Below are 26,220 nucleotides of genomic sequence, written 5' to 3'. Positions count from 1 at the left end.
AAATATCCCCCTTATGAATATTGATCCAAAAAATCAAACATTAACGAAACATTCGTGTAGCGCTGCAATGAATGGATATTTTCCATTATAAATTCCCAGCTCTCCTGATGCATCGTCGCATACCCCTCATCTTGTCCTACAGGCATATACTGTGCTAAAAATTGCTCAATTGGTATAGTAAGCTCCTCTAAAAAATTCTCTATCTTTTCTACTTTCTCCTCTCGACAAGGATTCATTTCATCAAATACAACATGCTCTAAGTGGCGAGAAAAATAATATGCTTGGTACGTATACTGTGCCAAAGCTTGCGTGCTACTCATCATTTGCACATTGCGTGACCGAATTTCATTGCGTTCCTCAATTCGTCCTTTTTGCTCCTCTGAATTGACCGTTATGCTTTCTTCATTATATTGTGTTAAACTGGACTGCTCTGTGTCGACTGCTACATGCGCTGGTACGATAAAGCAGCCATCTGTATCAAGTATATGCAGCACTGCTAAAATATTCGATGGTTTAAATTTTCGCTTTATTAATATTTCTTTCACACGATCACTGATAACCTCTTTAATTGCCTGCTCCTTTTTATCTCGTTGATAAAAAATATCGCCATGCTGTGGCTCAAAGCGAATTTCCTTATCCTTAAATAATTGTCGTAAACGCTCAATCAGTAACAATTCATCCGTGTCACCTTCGACTAACAAAATAACAACCTTCTTTTGTGCCTTAGTCAATTACTTTCCCTGCTTTCCTAAACGATTTCTTAATATCATATAGGTTCGTTTCGTTGTATATTGCCTCTTCCTGTCCACCAAGTTGAATTGCCCTTAAATAGACATCGCGTGCATTGCTTAATTTTCTCACACCTTTTAGCTGTAAATAGCGCTCCTCCTCATTCAATGTCGTAAACCATAAATTTTGCATAGGGAGCACCTCTAAAATGCGCAAATTATGCGATGTGAAAAACAATTGTCCTTTACCATTGTCATGTATGACCTCTAGTATTTCGCCAAGTAAATATTCAAAAATCCCAGCATCTAATTCATCAATAACAACACAAGCATTCGGATTATTATAAACGGCAATCAATGTGCTTAAAATGGAAATAATTTTTAATACACCTTGTGATTCGCTGCGCAAAGGAAGCTCAATTTCACCTTTTACTGATAAAAACTCAAAGCGCACGCCATCTTCACCGCTCGGCATTTTCTCTCGATGTATTTCTCGAACTTTAATTACTAGCCCTGGGATAATCGTTGTTAAAACAATATTTGTTTGCGTAATGACCTTTTCAATCGTTGCAAACATATCTCTTGGCAAGAGCATTGTATCCCTTAATTCATAAGGAATATTTCCTCGTATTCCATCCGTATGAATGCTAAGTGGCATCACAAGATTTGCAACAAGTAAGCCGTAATGAATCGTATCAATTACATGGAAGTCGTTATTAAAATCAACTCTTAAATTTTGTAGTAGCTCCTTTTCTTCCTCAGAGTAAGACAATACAAGCTCTTTCCGAAAAATAAAGGAGGTTGCATTTTCCTCTGCTAAATAATTAGCTACCGTTATATTCACACGCTGACTTTCGCTAAATGATTGCATTTTTTTATTGCGAATGGAAATGTCATTGCCATCTTTAGCTACAAGCTCCTTATATCGTTTACCACGCTTATTTTCTTTATAAAATAAAGCTTCACGACAAACCTTTAATGTTTTCATTCCTTCTTGTAGCTCTACGAAATACTTCACATAGTATTCTCCAAAGTGGTTGATGATAAAAAATTCAATGTGTAATTCAATGCTTTTTTCCTCAAAATAAATAAGTCTTTGCTCGTTATCAGGCAACGTTTTCGCTTGTAGCAATATTTTCAACAGATGAAAAGCTTCTACAACAGCCGTTTTCCCTGAACCATTTTGCCCGTAAAAGCCAACAACATTTGCTTTCTCTTGTGTTGTATTCGTTTGAAAAGAGCCGTGCTTGACATTTTTTAAGTGGCGAATTGTTACACGTTGAATCTTGATCATTTTTGCCAAATTTATCTCCCTTTCTCAATTAGAAAACGCACGTCATTGCTGTACTGCCCATCTGTAAAACTGCGTTCTGCAATATCCCAACCGTTGCTTGTGCTTTTTACAACAGTAGAAGCTCTTGTGCCATAGCCATCAAAATGAATAAAAATAGGTGAAAGCTTTTGCTCCATTTCAAAAGATACACCTGTTGCTGGTAAATGTTGATCCTCTGCCCTTATTGTGTCCTTTAATAATGCAAATAATGCTTCTTCCTCTGTTGTTGTTTGAATTGTTTCACACATGTTAGCTTTTAAGCGCTCCACCTTAGGCCAAGCTGTATTAAGCGTCGCATTTGATACACAATGAATGCCCTGTGGTACAATCATTAGCTCATTTAGCACCGTATTGTAATGCACCAAATGCTCACCATCATACAAAATGGCATTAAATGCCCCGTACAACTGTCGTTCCTGCTGTAATTGCTGCGCAAATTGATGAGCACTAAGCTGGCTATTAATAAAGTTGACAGGCACTTGTCCTCTTGATTTCTCTCCAACTAATGGTAAACGCGGGTCGCGGTAATTCGTCACAGCAGCAAAACGCCCATTATCGCTAACAGCAAGCCATGTGCCCATTTTTTCTAAATCTCGCCCTGCCCAAATATGTAACGCATCATCCCATTGATGTAGCTCTTTCGTCGGTCGCTTATAAAATTCATCTCGATTTGCTATAACAATCAAGTCATGTTGTGGATGCATTTTATAAGCAAATGCAATAATACACATACCCATTCCCCCTTATTTGAAAAAGTATAGAATACATGGCAGGCAGATGCAATTGGTAGCGCTTTCACATAGGTGGTATAATGAAAGAAATTGTTAGATAGCAATCGATAAACTAAAATGAAGTTATTATTATGACAAAATCACTTGCGGCTGAATATTCTTCGCGTAATATTCGTACAAATGCAATTTGCCCAGGCTATGTAGAATCAGGCATGGTCAACAAAGAGGCACTTGGTGATTTTTATGATGGCTTAGTGGCACGCCACCCAATCGGGCGTTTAGGTCAGCCAGAGGAAATCGCACATGCTTGTGTATTCGTTTGTGAAAATAAATTTATGACAGGTGCAACGTTATTAGTAGATGGTGGCTATACAGCAATATAAAAGAAGTTGTCGGGAAAATACTTCCCGACAACCTTTCATTTTATGATAAGCAATCTACTTGAATGCCTTTCGCCGTAAGCAATTCCTCGTAATAACGATCCTTGCCAATGAGCAAAACACGGTCTGTAAATTGTTCAATTTCATTCATATCATGTGACGTATAAATAATCGTTGTACCTTGCGACCTCGCAAGCTGCTGTAAAAAGCGACCTATTTCCTGCTTTGAGCGCATATCAATACCAACCGTTGGCTCATCCAATAATAGTAGCTCTGGTTGATGAATTAAGCTAATCGCTAAATTTAATTTGCGCTTCATACCACCTGATAGGCTTGAAACAGGCTCCTTCCACTGTGTCAGCTGCATATCCTGACAAATTTGCTGACATGCTGAGATGCCAATTCGTTTCCAGCTTAAACGTTCAAAATAACGCATATTATCTTCAACTGAAAAATGCTCCCAAATCGCTAAATCCTGTGGCACAAAGCCAATTTTTTGTCGAATCGCTTTTTGCTGCTGATGATATGCCATACCTTGCCAATATATTTCACCTTTATCTGGCTTCATTAATGTAGCGAGCATTTGCAGCAATGTTGATTTACCCGCACCATTTTCTCCAACAAGTCCTACAATTTCACCTTGTCCAATCGTCAATGAAACATTTTCCAATACAATTTTTTTCTGATACCGCTTATAAATAGACTGCACTTCAAGCATTTTTCAACCTCCCTACGCTAAGGATTAGCACACTACAAAACAGCAATGCAGCGATTGGTAGCTCCAACTTTACTAATGCATAAAGTGGATGCAACTGAGCTAGCAGCTGATGTACATAACCGCTGTCGCGAATCGGTACAATCCCACCGTTTGTTAACGCTAATAGCAATGTTACTAAAATAGACAAAATATAATACGTAGGTGGATTTTTGCAAAGTGAAGCTACAATAAATGCATAGCCATTCAACACAAAGCGGCATATGCATAAAACCACAAAAGACCAAAAGGACACCCCTTGTGAAAAGAACAAAAAGGCAAGCAAATCTGCACATAAAAATACGACATAATAAATAAAAAATTGTGTAAATGCATAGCTTCTGTATGTTTGCGCACTTAGTAGCCAACGCTGTCTTATAGGTGCATTGCTCTCCTTTACTAACCAATCGAATAAAAAGAACGTTGCGAGCACCGTTAAGCTTGACCAAATTGCCCATTTTGACACATACGGTACTTTATCTCCAGTCTCTTTTTGGACATTAAAAAGGGAGAATGGAATTTGAATTAAGTCAGCCTCAGCTTGACGTGTGCGTACCTTCCCTTCAATCACTTGCTCATCAAATAAATACTGCATATCATAATCAAGTAGCAATGCTTCAATATCTCTTGCCGTTTTTGCACGTAACGCTTGCGCCATCACAGCTGAGCTCATCAATTCCTTCGCTGCCTCATATGCATATGAACGATTTGAGGAATAGGCTTCAATTAGCTTTTTGCGTCCTAGCTTGATATTTTCCTCATATTTACGCCGAATCACAAATACGCTATCTAGCTCATGCTGCTCTAAAAGCCGTAGCGCCTCTGTTTTGGAAAGCTGTTGCACATTTAAATAATCCACCTGCTGTAAATGCTCAGTAATTTCTAGTGCTGATAGCGATTGTTCTTCCACAACAATAGCTATAGGCACCTTGCTTTCCTCTATAAAAGAAAGTGCAATTTGATAAAGAAATAGCGTACCGACAAAAGGAAATAGCAGCCAAAATACAGCGGATTTCCATTCATATTTTAAATGCAGTGCCCGTATATAAATTGCCCTCTTCATCGCAACCTCCTTTCCTTATACAAAGCAAGTAGCCCGAATAATGCTATGCTTAAGCTTGCCGAAACGAGCATGCTCATATAATTTGCGTAGTTACGATTTTCCAGCGTAATATCAATCATCCATGCAAAGGCTTCATAAGGAAACGTAAACAAAAGTAACTGCTGCAAAGCATGTGGAAAATAAATGGTTGGCAGTAAAGCACCACTTACTAAAATAATGATGGTTGTTACTACTACATAGCAAAGCATACGCATTTTTGCATTTGTGCTAAGAAGCTCTACAATTCCTTGTAAACAAACTACGCAAATGCTATAGAAAAGAACGAATAATAAAAGGCGCCAATAATCAAGCGGATACAGCGCTAATGCCAACCAGCGATTCATGACACTATATAGCACGATAAGAAACAATACACTGCCACTAATACAAATTACGGACTTTGCGATAAACGTTTGCGTTATCGTTACCCCTAAAAGCCGCAGCCGATTTTGAATGCTTTGCGACTGCTCTCTCATTAAAAGCAAATAAAAGCCGATTAACCATATTGTCAAACAAATAAATAATGTAGACATCGCATAATAATAGCGCGGCATAGTTGTTGCTGTATTGTTCACTGTATTTTCTGCTAAAAAATTGTTTTTCCCTACTGTGTAAATAGCATAGTCAATAAAGATATCTTCCACTAGCTGATTGTATCGCTCTGTGCTCATTGGTGTTTTTTTGGCATACTCATATACCGTTAAAATATTCGCCTGTGCGGATTCAATATAGGAAGCCATACTGTTAAGCAAATTTTCAATCATCGCATTTTCAATCGATTTATTGGCATCACCTACTAATGGCAATTCAATTGGACTCCCCGCATATAAATCGTTTGTTAAGCCTTGTGGAAAAGTTACATAGCTTGTGATTTGCTGCCGCTCCATCGCCTGCTGTGCTTCCATGTCAGACATGCGGGTAATATCGATATGACCATTGCCCTTCAATGCCATAATGAGTAGCTGTGTTAATATTTTTGACTCCTCTGTTCGGTCATTGTCAACAATCGCTAGTGTCGACCTTTGCTTTTCATCAGGTGTCATAAACTGTAGCACTAATAATAAAAATAAGCCGATCATGCAAATGGGCGTTATAAAAAGAAGAAGAAGTGAGAACCACTTCTTCTTTAAATAATGGGCGTTTTGCGTTGTAAAAAATAATATATTTTTCAATGCTTTCATACATATCCCTCGCTAGTGCAATGAATCTGTTTTATTCTTCGTATGGTTTAACGAATTCCATAAACCAATAAATATCATCCTCTGTTATTTCACCATAAATCACATCATCTACATAGCCATCTGGTGCTATTAAAACAGTGGCAGGTAAATCTTCACCTATATTATAATCACTTGTCACGCTGATTGTCTTATCAATCGCAACAGGGAACTCTAGCCCTAAATTAGAAATGAAGCTTTGTACTTCAGCATCAGGCTCCGCATAATTAATCGCTAGTACTTCAACATCTTGCTCTCGGTATAATTGATATTGACGATTAATTGCCTGTAGCTCCTCTTCACTTGATGCAATGCCAGTGCCCCAGAAGTATAGCAGTACGCCTTTTCCTTCATAATCAGCTAAACGATGCGTCTTGCCATTTAAGTCAACGAGCTCAAAATCAGGCGCTGGATAGCCGATGATTTCATTATAATCATAATCCTCAAAGCTCATATCATAATCTTCATCATAATAGTAATCATCATTAGCGAAATATTCATCAAAGCCTGTTTCAGCCATAAAATTCTCTGCCCAAGCCATTGCCTCTTCCGCAACTGTCATCATATATTCTGACAGCTCATCATCTGTTAGATTACTAATATCTTTAATTTTTGCTGGTAGCTCAAGTGCTTTAATTTTTTTACCATCATGTTCAATTGTTAAAGAAGCTTTTCCAAGCTCAGGCATATCAATATATACAACATGCTCGCCAGTAACGCTATCTGCTTTATATTGTGTTGAGCCATCCCAATTTAGCGTAATTTGCTGCCCTTCAGCATCTACAATAAATTTGCGCTCAAAGCTCTTTGTATCTTTCTCCTTGCTTTCCTCAGATTCATAGGCAACCTCTACACCTTCCACTGCAAATTGCACGCGGTCAGAGGCTTTTTTCCCTTGTTGGAAAACACCTTCGATTGAAACTGTGTCGATATCATCCTTCAATTCATAATTAAATGTTAGCTCTTTGCCGAATGATTGCTTACCTGTAATGACGAAATCCTCAGCTTCTTTGAACTTTAATTCACGCTCAATGATTTTGCCTTTTTCCACCCAAATTGTTGAGACAACACCAAACTCAATTTCACCTAAAGCATCGACGATTTGTTGTTTCGTCTCTTTCACTGTGTCATCATCACAAATGCCTTGCGTTGCCATCGCCTGCTTTAAAATCAGCTCGAGTTCTGGATCAGTTTCCATTTTCTTCGCAAGTGCAGCTGCTACTTTTTTGACATCTGCCTTAGATAAGTCCATCACAATTTTGTTTTTCTCTTTTGTAAAGGCTTCATCTGGTAATTCTTCATAAATCGTTTTGCCTATATTTTTCGTTAAATACTCCTGCTGTGCCTTCGTTACAAGCTCTGTTTGCGATAAAATATCTTTACTACAGCTTAGTTCCCCATCCGTAAAGTCATTTAGTTTTTCCATTGAAACGCCAATCGCTTCAGATAAAAACGGGGCATTCAATACAAATTGCTCTGATGTAACAAATAGCTCAAAGTTATCGACTTTCACATCCGCAATTTCTCCACCGACACCAAATGCATACTGCTTATTTTTCACATCTGTCGTAGTTGATAAGTTAATCGCTGCGGAATTAATAACATCAAAAATTGGGTCTTCCATTCCTTCACTTTGAATATCCCCAGTAATTTTAAAATCACTTTGAATAACAGATGTTTGTGCTAACTCAGACCAAGCTAGCTCCTCTTTATACTTCTCCTCAAAGAAATCCACCATTTCGCTAACCGTTTCAGCCTCTGCTGCCAAATAAGCGGCTTTCGGGGATTTCATAAATATCGCCGCCGCGCCAATACCTCCAGCTAAAACAAGCGCAGCTATACCACCGCCGATAAACCATTTCTTTTTAGAGGCTGTATTCGGCTGTTGTTGTTCTTGATTTTCCATCTTTCTTCACCTTTCCTAACTATAATTTATTCCATCCCCGAGTAGAAAGGGCTACAAAACATTATGTATTTCTTAAACATTAGAATAATGTCTAACGATGTCACTTTCATGTCGATTATTTAAAAATGTAACAAATCCCTCGATTAACAGAATACTACTAGTATACAAAAGGTTTACCTAGAATAATAAGAATAATTTATTTTTTTACAAAAAACAGGATTTTAGTTTTTATTAGTTAATTAGAAAGCGTTACATATAGACTATTTTTATTTGTAATATCGCAAAAAACGCCATAAAAAAGCGAGAAAATAGTCCCTTTCGACGCCCTCATTCGACAGCATCATTAATAATTCCTAATAGTCGCTCCTTAATATATTGCCAGCTTTGTGCTAAATCCACTGTCACCACTTTAATTAGATAATTATTCATTTCAAACACTTGATGAACCTCTTTATCAATTTGAGGATATAACAGTATGCCAACCATTTTGTCATACTGTAGTGAATTGCTTAAGTAGCTGTAGATTTGATACAAGTTTTCAGATTTAATTTTTTCCTCCTCATAATAATTACGAGCAAGTGGCTGATTATGAAATTTCGTATCAATAATTATTTTCGTTGTTGAATCAGATAAGCAAATATCAGTCTGCATTTTTGGAATTAACCCTTGCTCACCTGCTAAAATCTCTCCAACCTGCCAGCTTAATGTTTCACGATACACTTTATATTGTCGTTGCTCCAGCCTGTAAAAATTGCGTACAAAGCCCTCAAACACATAATGCACCCTACCTTCTCGCATAAAATCTACAAATGTTAATTTGCCACTTTCCTCATCGATTAAATAATGCTCATATATAATGCGACAAATTTCTAGCATAAGATGGTAGTTTTGATTTTGCTTATGCAGCTGGATTTGATGAAAATGTTGGCGTTCTAGCTGTATAGGTGTGACATGCTGAAAATATGGATACATTTTTTTCAAAGATAGCTTTAGCGGCTTTTTTAATGTAGGATGCTTTGTTAACGTATGAATCGTCGCCTTCAAAATTTGATTATGTACAATATTTTCTGAAAACACATCGTATTGCTGATGAGTTTTCTTGCTGTACTACATATTCCTTATAAAAGCCTCTTTTAATAAAGCCATTCAATCGCCTTACAAATGCTCCTGCAAATAGCTCAACTAATTCCGTTTCATCAATATTTGTTACTTGCGTTTCCCCTACCTCTGGCAATATACCCGCACAATAGCTCAGCATATAATAAATGTTATGAATAGGAATATTATTTGCCATCGTATTTACTCCTTAAAAATCAGCTTTTCTGTTTCTCTATGTGCTTGTTCCATATCATCATACCAATACGCTTCTAGCATTGGGCCAATTTCATAACGAATGATTTGGTTATACCAAGCAATGGGCTGCTTCGATTGAATAGCTGTTGAAAAATAGCTATGCCCAATTAAAAATCCTTTCCCTAAATGAGGGTCATGCTCAATTACTCGATTTAATTGTGTTATAGCATTAACTATAAATTGCGCAAATGATTGTTCAATGCCTTTTTGCTCTAAAAAATGAATGAACTTGTCATCGAATATTGGCTCCATAGAAATAAAAGCAAAGCGCCTTCTCAAAGCATAATCTACTACCGCCAATGAGCGATCCGCTGTATTCATTAAACCAATAATATAAAGATTTTAGGAATATAAAAAGTCTCTCCCTTTTCTGAATAAGTCAGTGACATCGCATATTCTGGTCCACGCTTGTCAGCCTCTATTAGCATCAATAGTTCACCAAATATTTTACTAATATTTCCTCTATCATATTAAAAAAGAGCGCATCTGAAAGTTTCTCAGATACACTCTTAATAAGTAAAATTACAGCTCTGTACGTAGCTGCCACAGCTCTGGGAAGAAATATTGGTCTAACACTTTTTTCAAATAGCTCACACCACCAGAGCCACCTGTTCCCATTTTAAAGCCGATAATGCGCTCCACTGTTTTCATATGACGGAAGCGCCATTGCTGGAATAAATCCTCAATATCGACAAGCTCTTCTGCTAGCTCATACAAATCAAAGTATTTTTCAGGCTCACGATACACAGCCTTCCAAGCTTCTTTGACACTGTCATTTGCTTCATACTTTGCTGTCACATCGCGCTGTAATATTTCCTCATCAATCGCAAAGCCACGCTTCGCTAATGTATGAATTGCTTCATCATACAAGCTTGGCGCATGATAAGCCTCTTGTAGCATCGCTAATATTTTTTCATCATGTGCATAAATTTTCAAAATATGTGGCGTTTTATAGCCAAAATAAAATTCTAGCAAGCGATTTTGATACGATTGAAAGCCCGATGAATTACCAAGTGAGTCACGAAATTGCAAATAATCCGCAGGCGTCAACGTTGCCAGCACATCCCACACATTTTTCAACTGATTTTGCACCTGTGAAACACGTGCTAGCTTTTTAAATGACTCAGGTAAGCGCCCATTATGGATATCTACCGTAGCCGATTTGACTTCATGTAAAATTTGCTTCATCCACAGCTCACTCACATGATGCACCGTAATAAAAAGCATTTCATCATGCTCCTCTGTCAACGGCTGTTGGCAAGCTAGTACTTCATTTAAATGTAAATAATCCGTATATGTCATACGGTCTTTAAAATCTGTGACGATTTTTTTCTCATCCTCGAATGGCTTATAATTATTTGACATCATTGTTCCTCCTTGATGACTGCTCTGACAGGGCTACCGTCCGCACCTTCAATTAACAGCGGTAAAACAATCATGTCATAACGCCCCGCCTTGATGTACTCTAGCAATAAATTTTCTACTATATAAATATCGCTTTTTGCTAATGCGTGATGGATTGGTAGCTCCTTTGATGCAACCTTATCAACGGATGGCACATCGACACCAATCAATTGAATGCCACATTCCTTTAAATAGGCTACCGTTTCTAAAGTTAATGTTGGTACTTCCTCAGGAAAAATATGTGCGTTGGCGATTGCCTTCGTTTTAAAAAAGACAGCCTTTACCCCTGTCAGCTTTCCTCTTACGTGGGTCACTTCAATAAAATCATTATCTAAGCACTCCACAACGACCACTTTGCCAATACAGCGCTCTAAATCTAAGTGCTCAAATGTGCATCCATCGTTATCAAAATGGAATGGCGCATCCATATGTGTGCCTGAGTGAAGGCTCATTTGGAGCATGCCAACATTAACCGAGCCTGTTTGCTCCTTTGTCGCTACTGTTTCATAGCGAAATTTTGTATCGCCTGACCATGTCGCAATATTTTGATTTAACGGCTGTGTTATATCAATCCATCCCATTACGCAACAATCTCTCTTTCATTGCTAAACTTCTCATATGCTTTCGTTTCCATAATATCCTTTAATATCTCAAAGCATGTATACACTTCCTCAAATGTGTTATACATTGCCACCGCAGCTAGGCGGATGCCTTGTGGTGCTCGGAAATCTGGAATGATGCCTCGTTCCTTTAATGCTTTGCAAATACGCGCAGCATCCTTGTGCTCTAAATAAATATGACCACCACGCTCTTGGTGTGCCACTGGACTACATACTTTAAAGTCATATTCACTCAACATATCCTCCACACATTGCAGCATGTAATCCGATAACGCTAGCGAGCGTTTGCGAATATTTTCAATGCCCATTTCATTAAATAATTCAAGTGCCCCTAAAAGTGGTGCCATACTTAACACATTTGGCGTACCAATTTGGAAAGCCCCCACCTCGGCTGCTGGCTCAAATGTATGGCTCATCGTAAATTGCTTTTCCTTGTTTGAGCCAAACCAACCGGCTAAGCCTGGTGCTGTACCAAAATGCTTTTCATGGACAAAAAGAGCTCCTGTACTGCCAGGTCCCCCATTCAAATGCTTATAGGTGCACCAAAATGCAAAATCAACATCCCAAGCATGCAAATGATGCACAACAGAGCCGACTGAATGACACAAATCAAAGCCAATTACAATACCACGCTCATGCGCTGCCTTCGTTAATTTTTCCATATTTAAAATTTGCCCACTACGATAAAGCACGCCAGGTAAAACGATTAATGCAACTTCCTCTGTCATCGCTGCAATAATATCTTCCTCTGAAAGCGTTTGCCCGTCACGTGAAGCAACGCGAATTAAATGCGATTCATCATAGCCCTTCAATGCTAATTGTGATTTCAATGCATAAATATCAGAGGGGAAATTCAGCTCATCCGCTAAAATTTTCGTTCTCTTTCCTTCAGGTTTATAAAACGTTGCAACAAGCTGATGCAAATTGCTGGTTGTAGACCCTGTTACGATTACTTCATTGTTATTTGCTCCAACAATTTGTGCCATTTGTGCACCAAGCTTTTCAGCAAGGAAAAACCAAGCATGCTCCCCCTGTGTCCAGCCATCAATACCGTATTCCTTCCATGAATCAATCAAGCTATGCAATGTTTCCTCTGCACGCTTTGACATAAGCCCTAATGAATTACCATCAAAATAAATACGTCCCTCCTTTATGTAAAAGGCTTCTCTTTTTGAGGGAATTTCATATGTCTCATCTAAATTTTTGGCATATGCTAAAGTATTTGTTGTCATGCGATTGCCACCCCTTTAACTAGTCTTCCTCTTGATACTATCATACTCGAGAATTTCTTCTCTAGTGAATTTACTATGTTTCTACTTGAAATCTCTTTTTCTTTATTTTTTAATTGCTTACTTTGTGCTATACTTTCCTCAAGTGGATAATGATTGCAGAATAAAGGTGCTCTTTCACAGAGCTTAATAGGGAATTCGGTGCAAAGCCGAAGCTGTTTCCGCAACTGTAAGTGTAAATGACTACAGCGTAATACCACTGTCAAACGAGGAAAAATGCCTCTAGTAGATGGGAAGGTGCTGATTTTAGGATACACAAGCCAGGAGACCTGCCTTTATTTTATCGTATTAACTCTCTTCGGAAGCTAGGAGAACTTACGGCAAAGCGGACAGGCTAACAATGTTTTTGCGCCTTTTTCTGTTTTCCTAAAAGATGCTTCCCTTTTCGGTGAAGCATCTTTTTATTTTCGAGTTAATTGCAAGAACATTCACGAAATAAAAAATTTAGGAGGTTTTGTAAATGGTTCAATTCAAAAAATGGTGGCATTTAGCGTTTGCATTGCTTTTAGCATTTGCGCTCGTATCACCAACAGCTAGTGCAGCAGTATTACAGCCTGTAAGTCAGGAGCTACAATCAACAACGTTTGATGTTGAATTATCGATTGATGGCTTGGATGATGAAATTTTAGGGTTAACGACAGCAACAGTTGCAGAAGGAACAACAGCACTAGAGCTTGTAGAACAAGTGTTAGATAACGAGGGTATTCCTTATGTAGTAGTTTCTACTCAATATGGCCCATATCTCCAATCAATTGATGGACGTGCTGCAGGTAGCTTAAACGGTTGGGATGGCTGGGTGTATACAGTAAATAACATCAGCCCTAATGATGGCTTGGCAGATTACGTATTAGAGCCTGATGATGTAGTTCATATTTATTACACTACATGGGCTAAATTACAAACAACAAGTACAGTTGCCATAAATGATAACAATCCTACTGTTACAGTAGATTTAACTGGTGATTTATTTGTAACACCAGGTGTCACTAATTTAGCAAACTGGACAATTAATACTGGTACAACGGCATTAACAGCGCAGTCTGTTACTGTAAATACTGACCAACAAGTTGTGATTACATTTGCAGGTCAAGCGCAAGCAGGCACGATTACCATTACTGCCTCTGCCAATGCTTTATTCGGTAGCTCAGCAAGTGAGCCGCTTGAAGTAGAAGTGAAATAAGGAAGTAAATTGATACTGATAAGAGGAAGCATTTCCCCTTATCAGTATTTAACTATTTATAAAGGAGTGGCTTTTTAATGGCTATATGGAAAAAACAGCTACATATAGCGCTTGTCTTTATTTTAGTGTTATCGCTATTCTCTCCGGCTAGTGTAATCAAGGCACAGCATTTTGAAGGAGAAACAGGCGCGCTGAATAGTGAGAATGCTCATAATATTAGTGAACAGCATCTTGATGATTCAACTAAACAAGATAATACGACAGAACCTGATAATGAAAAAAAATTAGAAGATTCAACAGAGCAGGATCATGCATTTGAATTAGCTGAACTAGAACAGCCAATACAATTAAATGATGCAACAATTACTCCATTTATGGAGATCTCTCCTCTGTCAGTTAGCGATATTCAATTAAATATAGAAGAACCGTTACTATTACAAGTAGCTGAGACATTTGAACTGATAGCAACTACTTCAACAACAGAGGACAGTGCATCAATTGAATGGACTTCAAGTAATTCTGGAGTTGCAACTGTTGATAATGGATTAGTAACAGCTAAGGCAATTGGCGAAACAATCATTACTGCTAAATTAGGTACTAATACTAAAGCAATCACAGCATATGTTATTTCCCCTGAAGCTCGCGAAGCTATAGATTTTATCCTAGCCCTTCCGCCAATTACAAGTGCTGATGAGACAACATATCAGCTCTTACTGCAAGCAAGAGAGCTAGATAGTAAAGTAAAAGCGCCTGCTCGTACTTTATTGATAACAGCAGGTAAACTACCTTACTTCACTATGTTATTAGAAAAAGAAATTACCTATTTCAAATTGTATATGCAGGACCCTAACAATGATTTACCTACTCCTGAGGAAATGACTTCTTTAAGTGAGGAAGTAAATAGTAAATTAGATACTATTCGTGAAAAATATAGTACCTTGATTAAAACTTCTGGCTATAGGAAAGTTACAGATTCAGAGATCCTTGCATTTAATGACAATTTGATAGCTAAAGAAGTTAAATATGCTTACCTGGCTATCAATGCGCTTCCTAAAATAGAAGAGCTAACAATTAATACGACAATAAAAGAGCAGCTAGATTATGCAAGAAAAAAATATAATATTCTACCAACAACATATCGAAATAATAATAGCGTAAGTAATAAACAAGAACTATTTGATAAAGAAGTTCGATATGTAGAGCTATTAATTGACGCTATTGATATAGATAGCACATCAGCAAAAGAGCAATTAGCTACCGCAAAGGCTGCCTACAATAGTTTAAATCCAAAAAGTTTACAAAATAATGTTTCAAACTATGATGATCTTATAAAAAAAGAGCAAATAATAAATGCAGAAGGTGATATTAACCAAGTCATCACAAAGATTAATGCATTACCATCTTTAGAAGCCTTAGTTTGGGCTGACCGACCAAAAGTAATTGAGGCACAACAGGCCTATGACCAATTGCTAGATGAGTTTAAAACTCGTGTCACAAACTACGCAAAATTAGAGGCTTTACAAAAACGTTTAATAGAATTGCAACCTCCTACAGTCGATGCCTATCATGCTGTTGCCAATTATTTATCATCAAGCTCAGCTATACCTACTTATGGGTCAGAATGGACAATTTTAACATTAGCTCGTGGTGACAATTCTGATAAATATAAAGATTATTATGAGCAATATTATAGCAATCTCGTAAAACATGTAAAAACAACAAATGGGAAAATAGGTAGCCAATCAACAGATTGGTCTCGAGTAATTATTGCACTTACTGCAATTGGCAAAGATCCTAGAGATGTTGGTGGTTACAATCTGGTAGAAAAGTTAACAGATTATAATTTTGCTATAAGTCCTGGCATAAACTCCGCAGTTTATTCATTGATTGCCCTTGATACTTGGGCATTCGATTTGCCTGAAACAGCAACTACAACACGAGATAAATTAATAGATTATATTTTATCGAAGGAAATTAAAGGCGCTGGGGGCTTTGCATTAAGTGGTAGTAATGATGACGCAGACGTAACAGGGATGACGCTACAAGCACTTGCACCATATTATCAAAGTAATACGAAAGTACAAGAAGTAATTAATCGAGCAGTAGACAAGCTAGCAGCAATGCAATTACCTAATGGTGGCTATAAATCTGCTGATTATTCTGTAGTCAAAGGGGTTGAAAACCCTGAAAGTGCTGCTCAAGTTGTAACAGCACTTGTAAGCTTAGGAATTGATGTAAATAAAGATGAACGTTTTAACAAAGTGATTTCTAATATTATGACATACCAATCAGACGATGGCGGCTTTAAACATAGCTATAGCCAAAATAAAGCCAATGGCATGGCAACAGTACAGGTCGGTTACTCATTAGCAGCCTACAACCGTCTACTAAGCGGTCAAACAGCGCTTTATGATATGTCCGATACAAAAGATCGACCTTCTACACCTGAGGATGGCGATGGTGATGATGACGAGGAGCCTTCCCCTCCTGACAACAATGGAAATCAGCCTTCCGTTCCATCAGACAAAGAACCAATTGGCTATGCCACGGTATCCATCCGAATTTCATCATCTGAAGTACCGTTAAAGCCAACAGCAACAAAAGTATTTGCTGGTGAAACAGCCTTTGATGCTTTAAAAAGAGCAACAGATGACAATGGGATTGCATTAAGTTATCGCCAAACGGAGCTTGGTGTCTATATTGATGGGATCGCTGGGCTTTATGAATTTGATCGTGGTCCTTTAAGTGGTTGGATGTATCGTGTAAATGGTGTCTTCCCTTCTTATTCAGCAGCAAGCTACGTTCTATCTCCGAACGATGTTGTTGAATGGGTTTATACAATAGATTTAGGGAAAGATACTGGCGGCTATGTCGATGGTATCGAAAATGGTGCTGGTGGCGCAGCAGGTGATGCTACATGTGCCGAGGGTGATACAGAGTGTATTGCAAAGCTATGCCCTGAAGGCGATGAGCAATGTATTGCAGAACATACTGTACCTAAGACAGATACAGAGCAGCCACAAAATAAGACAGTCGTTGAAATTACAATTGAAGGTAATGAAAATAAAGCACTGATTACACAAGAAAACCTTCAACAATATCGTGAGAAAAATATTCAAAAGCTTATTATTCAAAGTGATGATAATTTCAAATTAGAAATCCCAATGTCCACATTCAATACAATGACATTAGCAGATGGTGAGCAAATTAGCGCCTCTGTTACAAAAGATATCGACAATAAACAATTTACTATTTCATTTGGTATTGAAACAGCGCAAGGTAGAGTCAAGCCAATTTCTTTAGGTAATGAATATTTAAAAGTAACTTTACCTGCTAAGAATGTAAAAGCTAACAGTGTTGTTTTACAGCTTGTCGGCGGTGCATATAAGCCTGTTCCACATCAAGTAGTGAACGGGGAAATTGTCGTATTTACTAAAACAAGCGGCACATTTGTTATTGCAGAGCGTTCAGCAACCTTTAATGATATTGCAAATTTAGCGAACAAAGATGAAATTGAGTTTTTAGCGAACCGACTCGTCATTCAAGGCACAACATCAGAAACGTTTGAGCCGAATAAACCAATTACACGTGCACAATTTGCCGCTTTAATTAGTCGCTCACTTGGCTTACAGTCAACTGGTGAAAATCCATTTAGCGATACACAAGGTAAATGGTATGAGTCGGATATTCAAGCATTATTTGAAGCGGGCATTACGAAAGGAACAACTGCTTCTACATTCAATCCAGAGGCACCAATTACACGCCAACAAGCTGCTGCCTTTATGGCTCGTATTTTAGATTATGTCAAGGTAGATGTAAAAGCTAACGGCCAAGTTGATTTCACTGATAGCAGCAATATTAGCCCGGAATACTTACCGTATATTGAGCTATTAAACAGCCTTGATATTATGACAGGTAAAGAGGATGGCTCCTTTGATCCAGGTGCTTCATTAACGCGTGGACAAACAGCTAAAATTTTAAAACGTACGTTAATTATTGCAGAGATGATGTAAATTTCTATACTAACCCAAAGGCTTCTTGCATTTGGGTTAGTACCTTTTCGTAGAATGGAGGTTATATAATGAAGCAAAAATTATCCATGCTTCTCGTGATGCTATATGCCTTAATATTAATTGTATCACCTGTTTCTGCTCAAAATGTTTCAGCTATAGAAGCTTATCAAACAACTGGAAATTACATGGTAACGAAAGCACCGAACCCTACGTTTGGCAATGAGTGGTTTATTATTGCACTTGCTCGTGGTGAATACAAGGTTCCGAAAGATTACTATGATAAATATTATGACAATGTTGTCAAGCATGTCCAATCTGTTAAAGGTGAATTACACAGCCGTAAGTACACTGAGTACTCACGTTTAATTATTGCTCTAACAGCAATCGGCAAAGACCCTACCAATGTAGGTGGCTATAATTTAGTAGAAAAGCTAAGCGATTTTGATAAAGTCGTATGGCAAGGTTCGAATGGCGCCTACTTTGCTTTAATTGCTTTAGATACATGGGGTTTTGAGCTACCTAAAACCGCTACGACGACACGTGAAAAGCTCATTCAGCATATATTAGCTAAACAATTGCCTGATGGTGGCTGGGATTTATCTGGAACAAAGGCAGACCCTGATATGACAGCAATGGCACTTCAAGCACTTTCTACATATAAAGATCGACAAGATGTAAAGACATCTATCGATAAAGCTTTGAACACATTGCAAAAATTACAACAGGCAAACGGCAGCTATCAAAGCTGGGGTGTTACCAATATCGAGAGTGCCGCACAAGTTATTACAGCACTTTCCAGCTTAAACATCGATGTCAGCAAGGATCAACGCTTTAACAGCACATTCAATAGCTTCTTTTCCTTTTATAATGCAAAGGATGGTGGCTTCAAGCATGCATTAACTGAAACAGCAGCAAACGGGATGGCAACCGAGCAGGCAGCTTATACACTCGCAGCGTATAATCGACTAGTTGCAGGCAAAACGAAGCTGTACGATATGTCAGATACAAAAAAACAGCCATCTACACCTGAGCAACCAAACAAGCCTGCCCCCCCTACTTCAAAAGTGAGCTTTAAGGATGTGCAATCACATTGGGCAAAGGCTGATATCGAAGCAGCTGTTGCAAGGGGCTTATTAAAAGGCTATGAGGACAATACCTTTAAACCAAACAACAGCTTAACACGTGTACAAGCTGTATCCATTTTAGTGCGTGCGCTTCAATTAACAAGCACTAGCAGCACACCATTTACAGATATTAGCGCATACAATGATGAAACAAAACGAGAAATTGCAGCAGCTTATGAGGCTAATTTATTAGTAGGAAAATCTAATAAATTTTCACCATCCTCCCCTATTTCACGTGAGGAGTTAGCGGTTATGCTAGCAAATGCCTATGCACATCAAACAGGCAAAGCTTATACAGCTGCTCAAATAGCACCTTTAAAGGATATTGCACAATTATCTGAGAAATCACAGCAAGCTATTACATTCTTATATAATTTTGACATTGCACAGGGCGCAGATGGTTCATTTCATCCTACTAATTCCATTACCCGTGCACATGCAGCAAAAATGTATGTCAATTTCTTAAAGGTAGTGGAGCAATAAAATGAAAAAAACTGTACATGTTTTATTGCTAACACTAGTCGTTATATTTTTAGCTGCTTGTGGCCTTCAATCCGTTGAGGAATTTGAAAAAATGCAGGAGGAGGAGCAAAGCATTACGCCTCCCTCCCCTTCGCAGCCAGAAGAACCAGAGCCGATTGAGCCTGAACCTGCTGAACAGGAAGAGGTCAAGGAACCTGCAAAAGAGGAACAGCCTAAAGAGCAAGTAAAGGAACAAAAAACACAGCCTGAAACGCAAAAGGAAGAAAAACCGGTAACAGAAAAAAAACAGGAAGTTACAAAAACACCAAGTACAAAAATAGAGCCAAACAACCAAACGAAACAACCAGCTGAAAAGCCTAAAGAAAAAAAAGTAGAAAAAACGCAGGAGCCTGCACCACAAAAGCGCACTGTAACGATTGCAATTCGTGTTGATACATTACTTCAGCATTGGGATTTACTAGACCCAGCTCTGCAAAGCGAAAAATATGTGCCGAAAAGCGGTGTTATTTTAAAGCCGACGACCTATGAGCTGTTATCTGAAAATGATACCGTTTGGGATATATTACAGCGTGCTACAAAGGAGCATAAAATCCAAATGGAATATCAGGGAGCAAATGAAAACATTTATAGTAGTGTTTATATAGAAGGTATCAACCATCTATATGAATTTAGTGCAGGTGAATTAAGTGGGTGGATGTATAACGTCAACGGTGTATTCCCTAATTACGGATGCAGTCAGTATGTTTTACAAGATGGCGACGTCATCGAATGGCATTATACAGTCGATTTAGGTCGCGACCTAGGACATTATTGGGCAGGTGAATAAAATGAAGGCCTTTGAAACATTTCACCCAATCGTGCTTTTTTCCTTTTTTGTCGTAGCAATTGGCTTATCCATGTTTTTTATGCACCCCGTGTACTTAGTTATCACTATTTTTTCAGCAATCAGCTTAAATATTGCATTGCGTAGACAATTGTTTTTTAAGGATTGGAAGCTATATGTACCACTGTTTTTCCTAATGGCGATGATTAATCCTTTAATTAGTCATAATGGACAGCTTAAATTATTTTATTTAAACGGCAATGCCGTTACTGTAGAAGCCATTATGTATGGACTTGCCATTGCCACAATGCTTGTAGCAGTAATGCTATGGTTTAGCAGCTACAACACTGTGATGACATCCGATAAATTTATTTATTTATTCGGCAAGGTATCGCCAGCCCTATCACTTACATTGTCCATTTCATTGCGCTTAGTGCCACGCTTTCGTCATCAGCTAGCACAAATTGTCCAAGCACAAAAAGTAATCGGGATGGATTATACAGCTGGTTCCCTTTGGCATCGAATTAAATGTATCGTACGCATCCTATCTATTTTAATTACTTGGGCATTGGACAATGCGATTGATACAGCGGATTCTATGAAGGCTCGTGGCTATGGCATTAAGAAGCGATCAGCCTTCTCATTGTTTGTCTTTGAACGTCGTGATGGCGTCGTTTTAGCAATAATTTTAGTGCTTTTTCTTACGAATTTAGCTGCTGGCTTTCTTGGTACGACATCCTTTTATTTTTATCCAACCTTTAGTGCACTCAAATGGGATATTGGGAGCATTTTATTTTACAGTAGCTACTTGCTGCTGCTCTCTATCCCACTCATTATCGAAATAAGGGAGGCGTTCAAATGGCGATCGTTAAAATCGACAATGTAAGCTTTACATATCCAAATGAGATAGAGCCCGTATTAAAAAATATTGATTTAACGATTCAGCAAGGTGAATTCATTGCATTCATCGGACAATCTGGCTGTGGCAAAAGCACGTTGCTACGTCATTTTAAGCGTGAGCTATGCCCATATGGTGACAGGACAGGACATATTTTTTATCAAGGCTGTGATTTAGAGCAGCTCGATGCAGAAGTGGCAGCAGCTAATATTGGCTATGTTTTTCAAAATCCTGATAATCAAATTGTTACAGATAAAGTATGGCATGAGCTTGCCTTTGGCTTAGAAAGTCTTGGTGTGAATTCAGCGACAATTCGCCGTAGAGTAGCGGAAATGGCTAACTTTTTCGGCATTCAAAAATGGTTCCATCAAAAGACAACTGAGCTTTCTGGCGGACAAAAGCAATTATTAAATTTAGCCTCTATTATGGTTATGCAGCCAAAATTACTACTGCTAGACGAGCCGACATCACAGCTTGACCCGATTGCAGCATTGGAATTTATTCAAACATTGCACCGCTTAAACAAAGAGCTTGGCATTACAATTATTTTGATTGAGCATCGCCTTGAGGAGGTACTTCCACTCGCTGATCGTGTGCTGATAATGGATAAAGGAACAATTTTATTTGATGGTTCCCCACGCGAAATTTTAAAGACATTGCCAGCAAATCATGCAATGATTACAGCTTTACCGACAGCCACAAAAATTTTTCATTTATTGAATGGTGAAGGACTGATTCCTTTGACCATTCGTGAAGGGCAGCGCTGGCTGAAGGAGCAACAAGTTCCCGCAATCACGCTGCCTCCCATCATACAGAAAAATAAAGAAAATATTGTATTGGAGGCAAGGGATATTGCCTTTCGCTATGAAAAAAACGGGCAGGATATCATCTATCATTTCAATTTACAAGTAAAGGAGCAGGAGTTTTTAACAATACTCGGTGGCAATGGAACTGGTAAATCCACGGTATTGTCCATTTTAGCAGGGCTTCAAAAGCCTTATCGTGGCAAGGTCACTTTATTTAATAAGCCATTAAAAAGCTATAGTAATAAGCAATTATATCAACACTATTTAACATTGCTGCCACAGGACCCTAAAACATTATTTGTCCAAAAAACCGTGCAGCAAGAGCTTGAGGATATGGCTCATTTACATAAAATAACGAAAGAAAAAATGCAGGAAACGATTCAATTATTCCAATTGACGCATCTAGTCAAGCGCCATCCATATGATTTAAGTGGTGGTGAGCAGCAAAAGCTAGCGCTCGCTAAGCTGTTGTTAATCGAACCAAAAATTTTGTTACTGGACGAGCCAACAAAGGGACTTGATGCACAGGCAAAGAATGAGCTTGCAGACATCTTGAACAATTTGCAGGCAAAAGGGATGACGATTATTATGGTGACACATGATATTGAATTTTCAGCGCAATATAGCAGCAGATGTGCCCTGTTTTTCGATGGCAGCATCGTGTCAGAAGATGAGCCACGTGCATTTTATAGTGGCAATAGCTTTTATACAACAGCAGCACACCGCATATCACGGGAACAATTGAGCAATGCCATTACATGTGAGGATGTCGTTACACTATGTCAAAAAACATGCGTTTAGCTATTTCACTCCTTGTTATTTTCATTGCTATCCCACTTACTTTATATGCAGGTATTACGCTATTTGCTGATAGAAAATATTATTTTATTTCGATTGTTATTATCATTTTAGCATCTGTCCCGTTCTTCCTATCATTTGAACGCCGTAAGCCACAGCCACGTGAAATTTTAGTGATTGCTGTTATGTCCGCCATTTCTGTAGCCGGGCGCGCATTGTTTGTTGTGACACCAGGCTTCAAGCCTGTTGCAGCAATTACTGCTATCACAGGCTTTTCACTTGGTGCAGAGGCAGGCTTTTTAACAGGCGCTATTTCCGCCCTAGTATCCAATATGTTTTTCGGACAAGGGCCTTGGACGCCATTCCAAATGTTTATGTGGGGAATGATTGGCTTTATTGCAGGGCTACTAGGGAAAACTGGCATCATGCATAAAAAAATCCCTTTAATTCTATTTGGTATGTTTGCAGGTATTTTTTTCTCTTTCGGTATGGACATTTGGGGAACAATCTCGATGTACGGGGTATTTAGCTGGAGTGCTTACATTGTTGCCTTAACCTCCGCTGTGCCCTTTATGATTGTTTACGCAATATCAAATGTTATCTTTTTATTATTATTAGAAAAGCCTATACGTGAGAAGCTGGAGCGCATCAAAACGAAATACGGGCTATTACAGTAGTGCAAACGGTTTAGCTTGCTGAATGGAGACAAAAAACTATTGAAATCTTGGGGAAATATGTTATTGTAAAAACATAATCGAATATGATGGTTAAATGAGTGCTTAGCAATGCTGAGGTAAAAGGGAAATTAGTGAAAAGCTAATGCAGCCCCCGCTACTGTAAGTGCAGATGAAATCACGCCAATCACTGTTCACTGGAATGGGAAGATGTGAAAGTAAAACGAAGCACGAGCCAGGAAACCTGCTTATTTAATTGGTCACTTGCTTTTCGGAGGGAGAAGTATAGGCGAGACATCGAATGTACAAAAATGTGTATACATTAGCATATACACGCTTTTTCAACATGAAATCTCATAGCCTGTATCTCTTTACTTTAGAGATACAGCTTTTTTTAGTTTAGTATAAGGAGGGTGCAGATGATTTTATTTATAGAAGGAATAAATGAAACACGTGAATTAGCCATTACATTGCAGCAGCAAGGTCATCGTGTCATAACAAAAAACACTTGTTTAGCTGGGACTCTTTTAATGAATTCTTTATCTGTCCATGAAATGGTTGATATGATTACAGAGCACGAAGTTACTTGTGTTGTCGATGCAAGTCACCCATTCGCTAAGGAAGCATCAAAAACCGCAATGGAGGCTGCCTTCAATTGTGGTGTCTCCTATGTGCGTTACGAGCATCCTCAGCTTGTTATGTAAAAATCGATTATACTAAACTCCCTTACAAAACGTGACGTTGAGGCTGGGACATAAATAGTTCTAGTCCATACAAAAAATCGAAATCGCATCAGGTGATTTCGATTTTTTGATGTGTGAAAGGAAGAACTGGAAGAAGATTTCCTCTTCCACCTATACTTTCGTAGATTCACGGCCATCAAAGCGAAGCCGATTTCGTTTTCCACCTTCGATTGACCACGAACCGAAAAGCGAGTAAAACCTAAATTAGCCTTCAGACAGCCAAAAACTGGTTCTACATCTACTTTTCGTTGACGGTAGAGAGTTCCTGCTTTGGCTTCTGAAAGCTTTGTACGTACATATGCTTTTTGTTGTTCCCAGTTTTCATTTACCTTGATTTTCCGTGACTTGCCTTCTTGGGCTTTCGTACATTTCTCTCGAAATGGACAACCGGTACAGTCTTCGCATTCATAGATACGAAACGTTCGTTGGAATCCTTCTTTGTCTTCTTGTGTTGACTCATAGCGGAACGTTACTTTTTGCTGGTATGGACAGATATAGGTATCCAACTCTTCATCATACATCCAGTTACTTGTTCGGAAGGGGTCTTGTTGGTATTTTTTGCTTTGCTCTTTTCGATAATGCGTATAGGGAATCACAGGTTCACACTTTCGGTTGTTTCGTACATCTTCATAGTTTGGCTCACTACCATAGCCGGCATCGGCTACGATATGTTGTGGCAATTGAAAATAGCGTCTCTCGATTTCATCCAAGAAGGGAATCAACGTTTTCGTATCCGTTGGATTCGCATAAATGCCATAAGCCAATGTGTACTGTCCCTCTGTCGCAATTTGTAAATTGTAGCCCGCTTTTAATTGGCCATTTTGCATGTAGTCATCCTTCATGCGCATAAAAGTTGCATCAGGGTCTGTTTTGGCATAGCTATTCCGTTTGCCGAAAATCGCAAAATCTCGTTCATATTTCTGTTTGCGGGTGATCCACTCGTTTACTTGCTTCCATTGTTGTTTCGGTGTTTTTCGTTCACTTCGTAGCTGCTTTCGCTCTTGTGCCTTTTCGGATTGCTCGATTCTTTCTGTATAGTCGGCTACGACTTCTTCTAATTTTTCTGCCACCTGCTTTAATTCAGTGATGGACAGCTGCGTTTCCACTTCTTGTTCGATGGCTGGTATAATTTGTTGTTGCAGTAATTCCTCATACAGCTGGTTTGATTTTTCCACCAAACTCGCTTCATATTTTTCAATCGAACGTTTCCACACAAAGGTGAATTTGTTCGCAGTTGCTTCGATTTTCGTGCCGTCAATAAAAATGGCTTCTTGCGCAATCAGGTCCTCCTTCACCAGTTGACAACGGAATTGCACGAAACATTGACGAAGCAATTCCTTTGTCAATGGGTGGACACGGAAACGATTGATGGTACGGTAACTTGGTTGATAGCCTTGCGCAAGCCACATCATACGAAGGCTATCTTTCGTCAGGTCTTCAATTCGGCGACCAGAGAACGCTGATTGGGTATAGCCACATAAAATGAGCTTGAGCATCATACGTGGGTGATAGGCTGGACAGCCGGTTTGTTGCAGAAAAGGAGCGAAAGCTTCTGTGGGGATACTTTCCACTAATTGATGAATAGAGAAGGCGATATCGTGTTCTTGTAATTTTATTTCAACATCCAGCGGTAAAACTAATTGATTCATGTTATAATCTTTAAACATAAGGATCCTTCTTTCTAGATTGATTTTGTGTGGTAACTTAATTTTATCAGAAGAGATCCTTATTTTTAATCCAAAAATGAAAGCCGGTGAAATTTTACTGATTGTAAAATTTCACCGGCTTTTGAATTTGGGGATGGGTTTTGTCCCAGCCTCATTTAATCATTCCGCTAAAAATCTACTCACAACGGCTGCTT

Annotated in this window: 20 protein-coding genes, 2 pseudogenes and 2 riboswitches; of the genes and pseudogenes, 9 read left to right on the top strand and 13 right to left on the bottom strand. The window is 38.6% G+C overall.

Going from position 1 to position 26,220, the window contains the following annotated elements; genetic code table 11:
* Nucleotides 1–11: 11 nt before the first annotated feature.
* Genes R6U77_RS10435 through R6U77_RS10425 form a run of 3 tightly spaced genes read right to left on the bottom strand, consistent with a single transcriptional unit; the run spans nucleotide 12 to nucleotide 2,792 of the window.
* Nucleotides 12–731 carry a hypothetical protein gene (locus tag R6U77_RS10435; protein ID WP_319835619.1) on the bottom strand — a complete coding sequence of 240 codons (720 nt, stop codon included), beginning with the start codon at nucleotides 729–731 and terminating at the stop codon, nucleotides 12–14.
* Nucleotides 724–2,022 carry an AAA family ATPase gene (locus R6U77_RS10430; RefSeq protein ID WP_319838365.1) on the bottom strand — a complete coding sequence of 433 codons (1,299 nt, stop codon included), beginning with the start codon at nucleotides 2,020–2,022 and terminating at the stop codon, nucleotides 724–726. Before R6U77_RS10430 ends, R6U77_RS10435 begins: the two co-directional genes overlap by 8 nt.
* Before the next feature lie 11 nt (nucleotides 2,023–2,033).
* Nucleotides 2,034–2,792, bottom strand: coding sequence for an NRDE family protein (locus R6U77_RS10425; protein WP_319835618.1), 759 nt, complete (start codon nucleotides 2,790–2,792; stop codon nucleotides 2,034–2,036).
* A 122-nt stretch (nucleotides 2,793–2,914) separates the two neighbouring features.
* On the opposite strand from R6U77_RS10425, the pseudogene R6U77_RS10420 reads away from it, so the two are divergent.
* Nucleotides 2,915–3,175 (top strand): annotated as a pseudogene (locus R6U77_RS10420) (SDR family NAD(P)-dependent oxidoreductase); the annotation flags it as partial.
* A gap of 40 nt (nucleotides 3,176–3,215) precedes the next feature.
* Here the strand turns inward: R6U77_RS10420 and R6U77_RS10415 are convergent.
* From R6U77_RS10415 to kynU, 9 genes and pseudogenes are all read right to left on the bottom strand, one after another.
* The gene (locus tag R6U77_RS10415) at nucleotides 3,216–3,890 is read right to left on the bottom strand and encodes an ABC transporter ATP-binding protein (RefSeq protein ID WP_319835617.1); all 675 of its coding nucleotides are present in this window, start codon (nucleotides 3,888–3,890) and stop codon (nucleotides 3,216–3,218) included.
* Nucleotides 3,883–4,989: an ABC transporter permease gene (locus R6U77_RS10410; protein WP_319835616.1), complete on the bottom strand. Its 1,107-nt coding sequence runs from the start codon at nucleotides 4,987–4,989 to the stop codon at nucleotides 3,883–3,885. Before R6U77_RS10410 ends, R6U77_RS10415 begins: the two co-directional genes overlap by 8 nt.
* Nucleotides 4,986–6,209: an ABC transporter permease gene (locus R6U77_RS10405; RefSeq protein WP_319835615.1), complete on the bottom strand. Its 1,224-nt coding sequence runs from the start codon at nucleotides 6,207–6,209 to the stop codon at nucleotides 4,986–4,988. Before R6U77_RS10405 ends, R6U77_RS10410 begins: the two co-directional genes overlap by 4 nt.
* A gap of 31 nt (nucleotides 6,210–6,240) precedes the next feature.
* On the bottom strand, nucleotides 6,241–8,151 hold the full coding sequence (locus tag R6U77_RS10400) for a redoxin domain-containing protein (RefSeq protein WP_319835614.1): 1,911 nt from the start codon (nucleotides 8,149–8,151) through the stop codon (nucleotides 6,241–6,243).
* A gap of 327 nt (nucleotides 8,152–8,478) precedes the next feature.
* Nucleotides 8,479–9,409: pseudogene (locus tag R6U77_RS10395) on the bottom strand (5-methylcytosine restriction system specificity protein McrC).
* 41 nt (nucleotides 9,410–9,450) lie between these two features.
* Complete coding sequence (locus tag R6U77_RS10390) at nucleotides 9,451–9,804, bottom strand: 5-methylcytosine-specific restriction endonuclease subunit McrB (RefSeq protein ID WP_319835613.1); 354 nt, start codon at nucleotides 9,802–9,804, stop codon at nucleotides 9,451–9,453.
* A gap of 222 nt (nucleotides 9,805–10,026) precedes the next feature.
* Entirely contained in the window at nucleotides 10,027–10,869 is an 843-nt protein-coding gene (gene kynA / locus R6U77_RS10385; protein WP_319835612.1) for a tryptophan 2,3-dioxygenase, read from the bottom strand.
* The gene (gene kynB / locus R6U77_RS10380) at nucleotides 10,869–11,489 is read right to left on the bottom strand and encodes an arylformamidase (RefSeq protein ID WP_319835611.1); all 621 of its coding nucleotides are present in this window, start codon (nucleotides 11,487–11,489) and stop codon (nucleotides 10,869–10,871) included. Before kynB ends, kynA begins: the two co-directional genes overlap by 1 nt.
* Complete coding sequence (kynU, locus tag R6U77_RS10375; RefSeq protein ID WP_319835610.1) at nucleotides 11,489–12,760, bottom strand: kynureninase; 1,272 nt, start codon at nucleotides 12,758–12,760, stop codon at nucleotides 11,489–11,491. The genes kynB and kynU overlap by 1 nt, the downstream gene beginning before the upstream one ends.
* A gap of 147 nt (nucleotides 12,761–12,907) precedes the next feature.
* Nucleotides 12,908–13,108, top strand: a riboswitch (cobalamin riboswitch).
* Between the two features lie 169 nt (nucleotides 13,109–13,277).
* Between kynU and R6U77_RS10370 the strand changes: the two genes are divergently transcribed.
* The 8 genes from R6U77_RS10370 (at nucleotide 13,278) to R6U77_RS10335 (ending at nucleotide 24,320) form a co-directional block, all read left to right on the top strand.
* The gene (locus R6U77_RS10370) at nucleotides 13,278–13,997 is read left to right on the top strand and encodes a DUF4430 domain-containing protein (RefSeq protein ID WP_319835609.1); all 720 of its coding nucleotides are present in this window, start codon (nucleotides 13,278–13,280) and stop codon (nucleotides 13,995–13,997) included.
* Nucleotides 13,998–14,074: 77 nt separating this feature from the next.
* Nucleotides 14,075–18,010, top strand: coding sequence for an S-layer homology domain-containing protein (locus R6U77_RS10365; protein ID WP_319835608.1), 3,936 nt, complete (start codon nucleotides 14,075–14,077; stop codon nucleotides 18,008–18,010).
* A gap of 68 nt (nucleotides 18,011–18,078) precedes the next feature.
* On the top strand, nucleotides 18,079–19,617 hold the full coding sequence (locus tag R6U77_RS10360; RefSeq protein ID WP_319835607.1) for an S-layer homology domain-containing protein: 1,539 nt from the start codon (nucleotides 18,079–18,081) through the stop codon (nucleotides 19,615–19,617).
* A gap of 1 nt (nucleotide 19,618) precedes the next feature.
* Nucleotides 19,619–20,443, top strand: coding sequence for a DUF4430 domain-containing protein (locus R6U77_RS10355; RefSeq protein ID WP_319835606.1), 825 nt, complete (start codon nucleotides 19,619–19,621; stop codon nucleotides 20,441–20,443).
* A gap of 1 nt (nucleotide 20,444) precedes the next feature.
* A complete protein-coding gene (locus R6U77_RS10350) occupies nucleotides 20,445–21,326 on the top strand; it encodes an energy-coupling factor transporter transmembrane component T (RefSeq protein WP_319835605.1) in 882 nt (293 codons plus the stop codon).
* Nucleotides 21,299–22,945 (top strand): ABC transporter ATP-binding protein, encoded by a 1,647-nt coding sequence (locus R6U77_RS10345; RefSeq protein WP_319835604.1) that lies wholly within the window; start codon nucleotides 21,299–21,301, stop codon nucleotides 22,943–22,945. The genes R6U77_RS10350 and R6U77_RS10345 overlap by 28 nt, the downstream gene beginning before the upstream one ends.
* Nucleotides 22,924–23,619, top strand: a complete 696-nt coding sequence (locus R6U77_RS10340) for an ECF transporter S component (protein ID WP_319835603.1) — start codon at nucleotides 22,924–22,926, stop codon at nucleotides 23,617–23,619. The genes R6U77_RS10345 and R6U77_RS10340 overlap by 22 nt, the downstream gene beginning before the upstream one ends.
* A gap of 79 nt (nucleotides 23,620–23,698) precedes the next feature.
* Nucleotides 23,699–23,882, top strand: a riboswitch (cobalamin riboswitch).
* A gap of 153 nt (nucleotides 23,883–24,035) precedes the next feature.
* A complete protein-coding gene (locus R6U77_RS10335) occupies nucleotides 24,036–24,320 on the top strand; it encodes a precorrin-6A/cobalt-precorrin-6A reductase (protein ID WP_319835602.1) in 285 nt (94 codons plus the stop codon).
* Here R6U77_RS10335 and R6U77_RS10330 read toward each other — a convergent pair.
* Complete coding sequence (locus R6U77_RS10330; RefSeq protein WP_319835601.1) at nucleotides 24,305–26,026, bottom strand: IS1182 family transposase; 1,722 nt, start codon at nucleotides 26,024–26,026, stop codon at nucleotides 24,305–24,307. The genes R6U77_RS10335 and R6U77_RS10330 overlap by 16 nt on opposite strands.
* Between the last annotated feature and the right edge of the window lie 194 nt (nucleotides 26,027–26,220).

The organism is Lysinibacillus louembei, assembly GCF_033880585.1.
In the GTDB taxonomy this organism is placed as follows: domain Bacteria; phylum Bacillota; class Bacilli; order Bacillales_A; family Planococcaceae; genus Metasolibacillus; species Metasolibacillus louembei.
The sequence above is the reverse complement of the archived record's forward strand: the minus strand, read 5'-3'. Positions and strand labels throughout refer to the sequence as shown.

What these genes read in the sequence shown, in the direction of transcription:
- R6U77_RS10430 (WP_319838365.1), bottom strand. Translation starts at nt 2,022, where the DNA reads ATGATCAAGATTCAACGTGTAACAATTCGCCACTTAAAAAATGTCAAG.
- R6U77_RS10425 (WP_319835618.1), bottom strand. Translation starts at nt 2,792, where the DNA reads ATGTGTATTATTGCATTTGCTTATAAAATGCATCCACAACATGACTTG.
- R6U77_RS10415 (WP_319835617.1), bottom strand. Translation starts at nt 3,890, where the DNA reads ATGCTTGAAGTGCAGTCTATTTATAAGCGGTATCAGAAAAAAATTGTA.
- R6U77_RS10410 (WP_319835616.1), bottom strand. Translation starts at nt 4,989, where the DNA reads ATGAAGAGGGCAATTTATATACGGGCACTGCATTTAAAATATGAATGG.
- R6U77_RS10405 (WP_319835615.1), bottom strand. Translation starts at nt 6,209, where the DNA reads ATGAAAGCATTGAAAAATATATTATTTTTTACAACGCAAAACGCCCAT.
- R6U77_RS10400 (WP_319835614.1), bottom strand. Translation starts at nt 8,151, where the DNA reads ATGGAAAATCAAGAACAACAACAGCCGAATACAGCCTCTAAAAAGAAA.
- kynA (WP_319835612.1), bottom strand. Translation starts at nt 10,869, where the DNA reads ATGTCAAATAATTATAAGCCATTCGAGGATGAGAAAAAAATCGTCACA.
- kynB (WP_319835611.1), bottom strand. Translation starts at nt 11,489, where the DNA reads ATGGGATGGATTGATATAACACAGCCGTTAAATCAAAATATTGCGACA.
- kynU (WP_319835610.1), bottom strand. Translation starts at nt 12,760, where the DNA reads ATGACAACAAATACTTTAGCATATGCCAAAAATTTAGATGAGACATAT.
- R6U77_RS10370 (WP_319835609.1), top strand. Translation starts at nt 13,278, where the DNA reads ATGGTTCAATTCAAAAAATGGTGGCATTTAGCGTTTGCATTGCTTTTA.
- R6U77_RS10365 (WP_319835608.1), top strand. Translation starts at nt 14,075, where the DNA reads ATGGCTATATGGAAAAAACAGCTACATATAGCGCTTGTCTTTATTTTA.
- R6U77_RS10360 (WP_319835607.1), top strand. Translation starts at nt 18,079, where the DNA reads ATGAAGCAAAAATTATCCATGCTTCTCGTGATGCTATATGCCTTAATA.
- R6U77_RS10355 (WP_319835606.1), top strand. Translation starts at nt 19,619, where the DNA reads ATGAAAAAAACTGTACATGTTTTATTGCTAACACTAGTCGTTATATTT.
- R6U77_RS10350 (WP_319835605.1), top strand. Translation starts at nt 20,445, where the DNA reads ATGAAGGCCTTTGAAACATTTCACCCAATCGTGCTTTTTTCCTTTTTT.
- R6U77_RS10345 (WP_319835604.1), top strand. Translation starts at nt 21,299, where the DNA reads ATGGCGATCGTTAAAATCGACAATGTAAGCTTTACATATCCAAATGAG.
- R6U77_RS10340 (WP_319835603.1), top strand. Translation starts at nt 22,924, where the DNA reads ATGTCAAAAAACATGCGTTTAGCTATTTCACTCCTTGTTATTTTCATT.
- R6U77_RS10335 (WP_319835602.1), top strand. Translation starts at nt 24,036, where the DNA reads ATGATTTTATTTATAGAAGGAATAAATGAAACACGTGAATTAGCCATT.
- R6U77_RS10330 (WP_319835601.1), bottom strand. Translation starts at nt 26,026, where the DNA reads ATGTTTAAAGATTATAACATGAATCAATTAGTTTTACCGCTGGATGTT.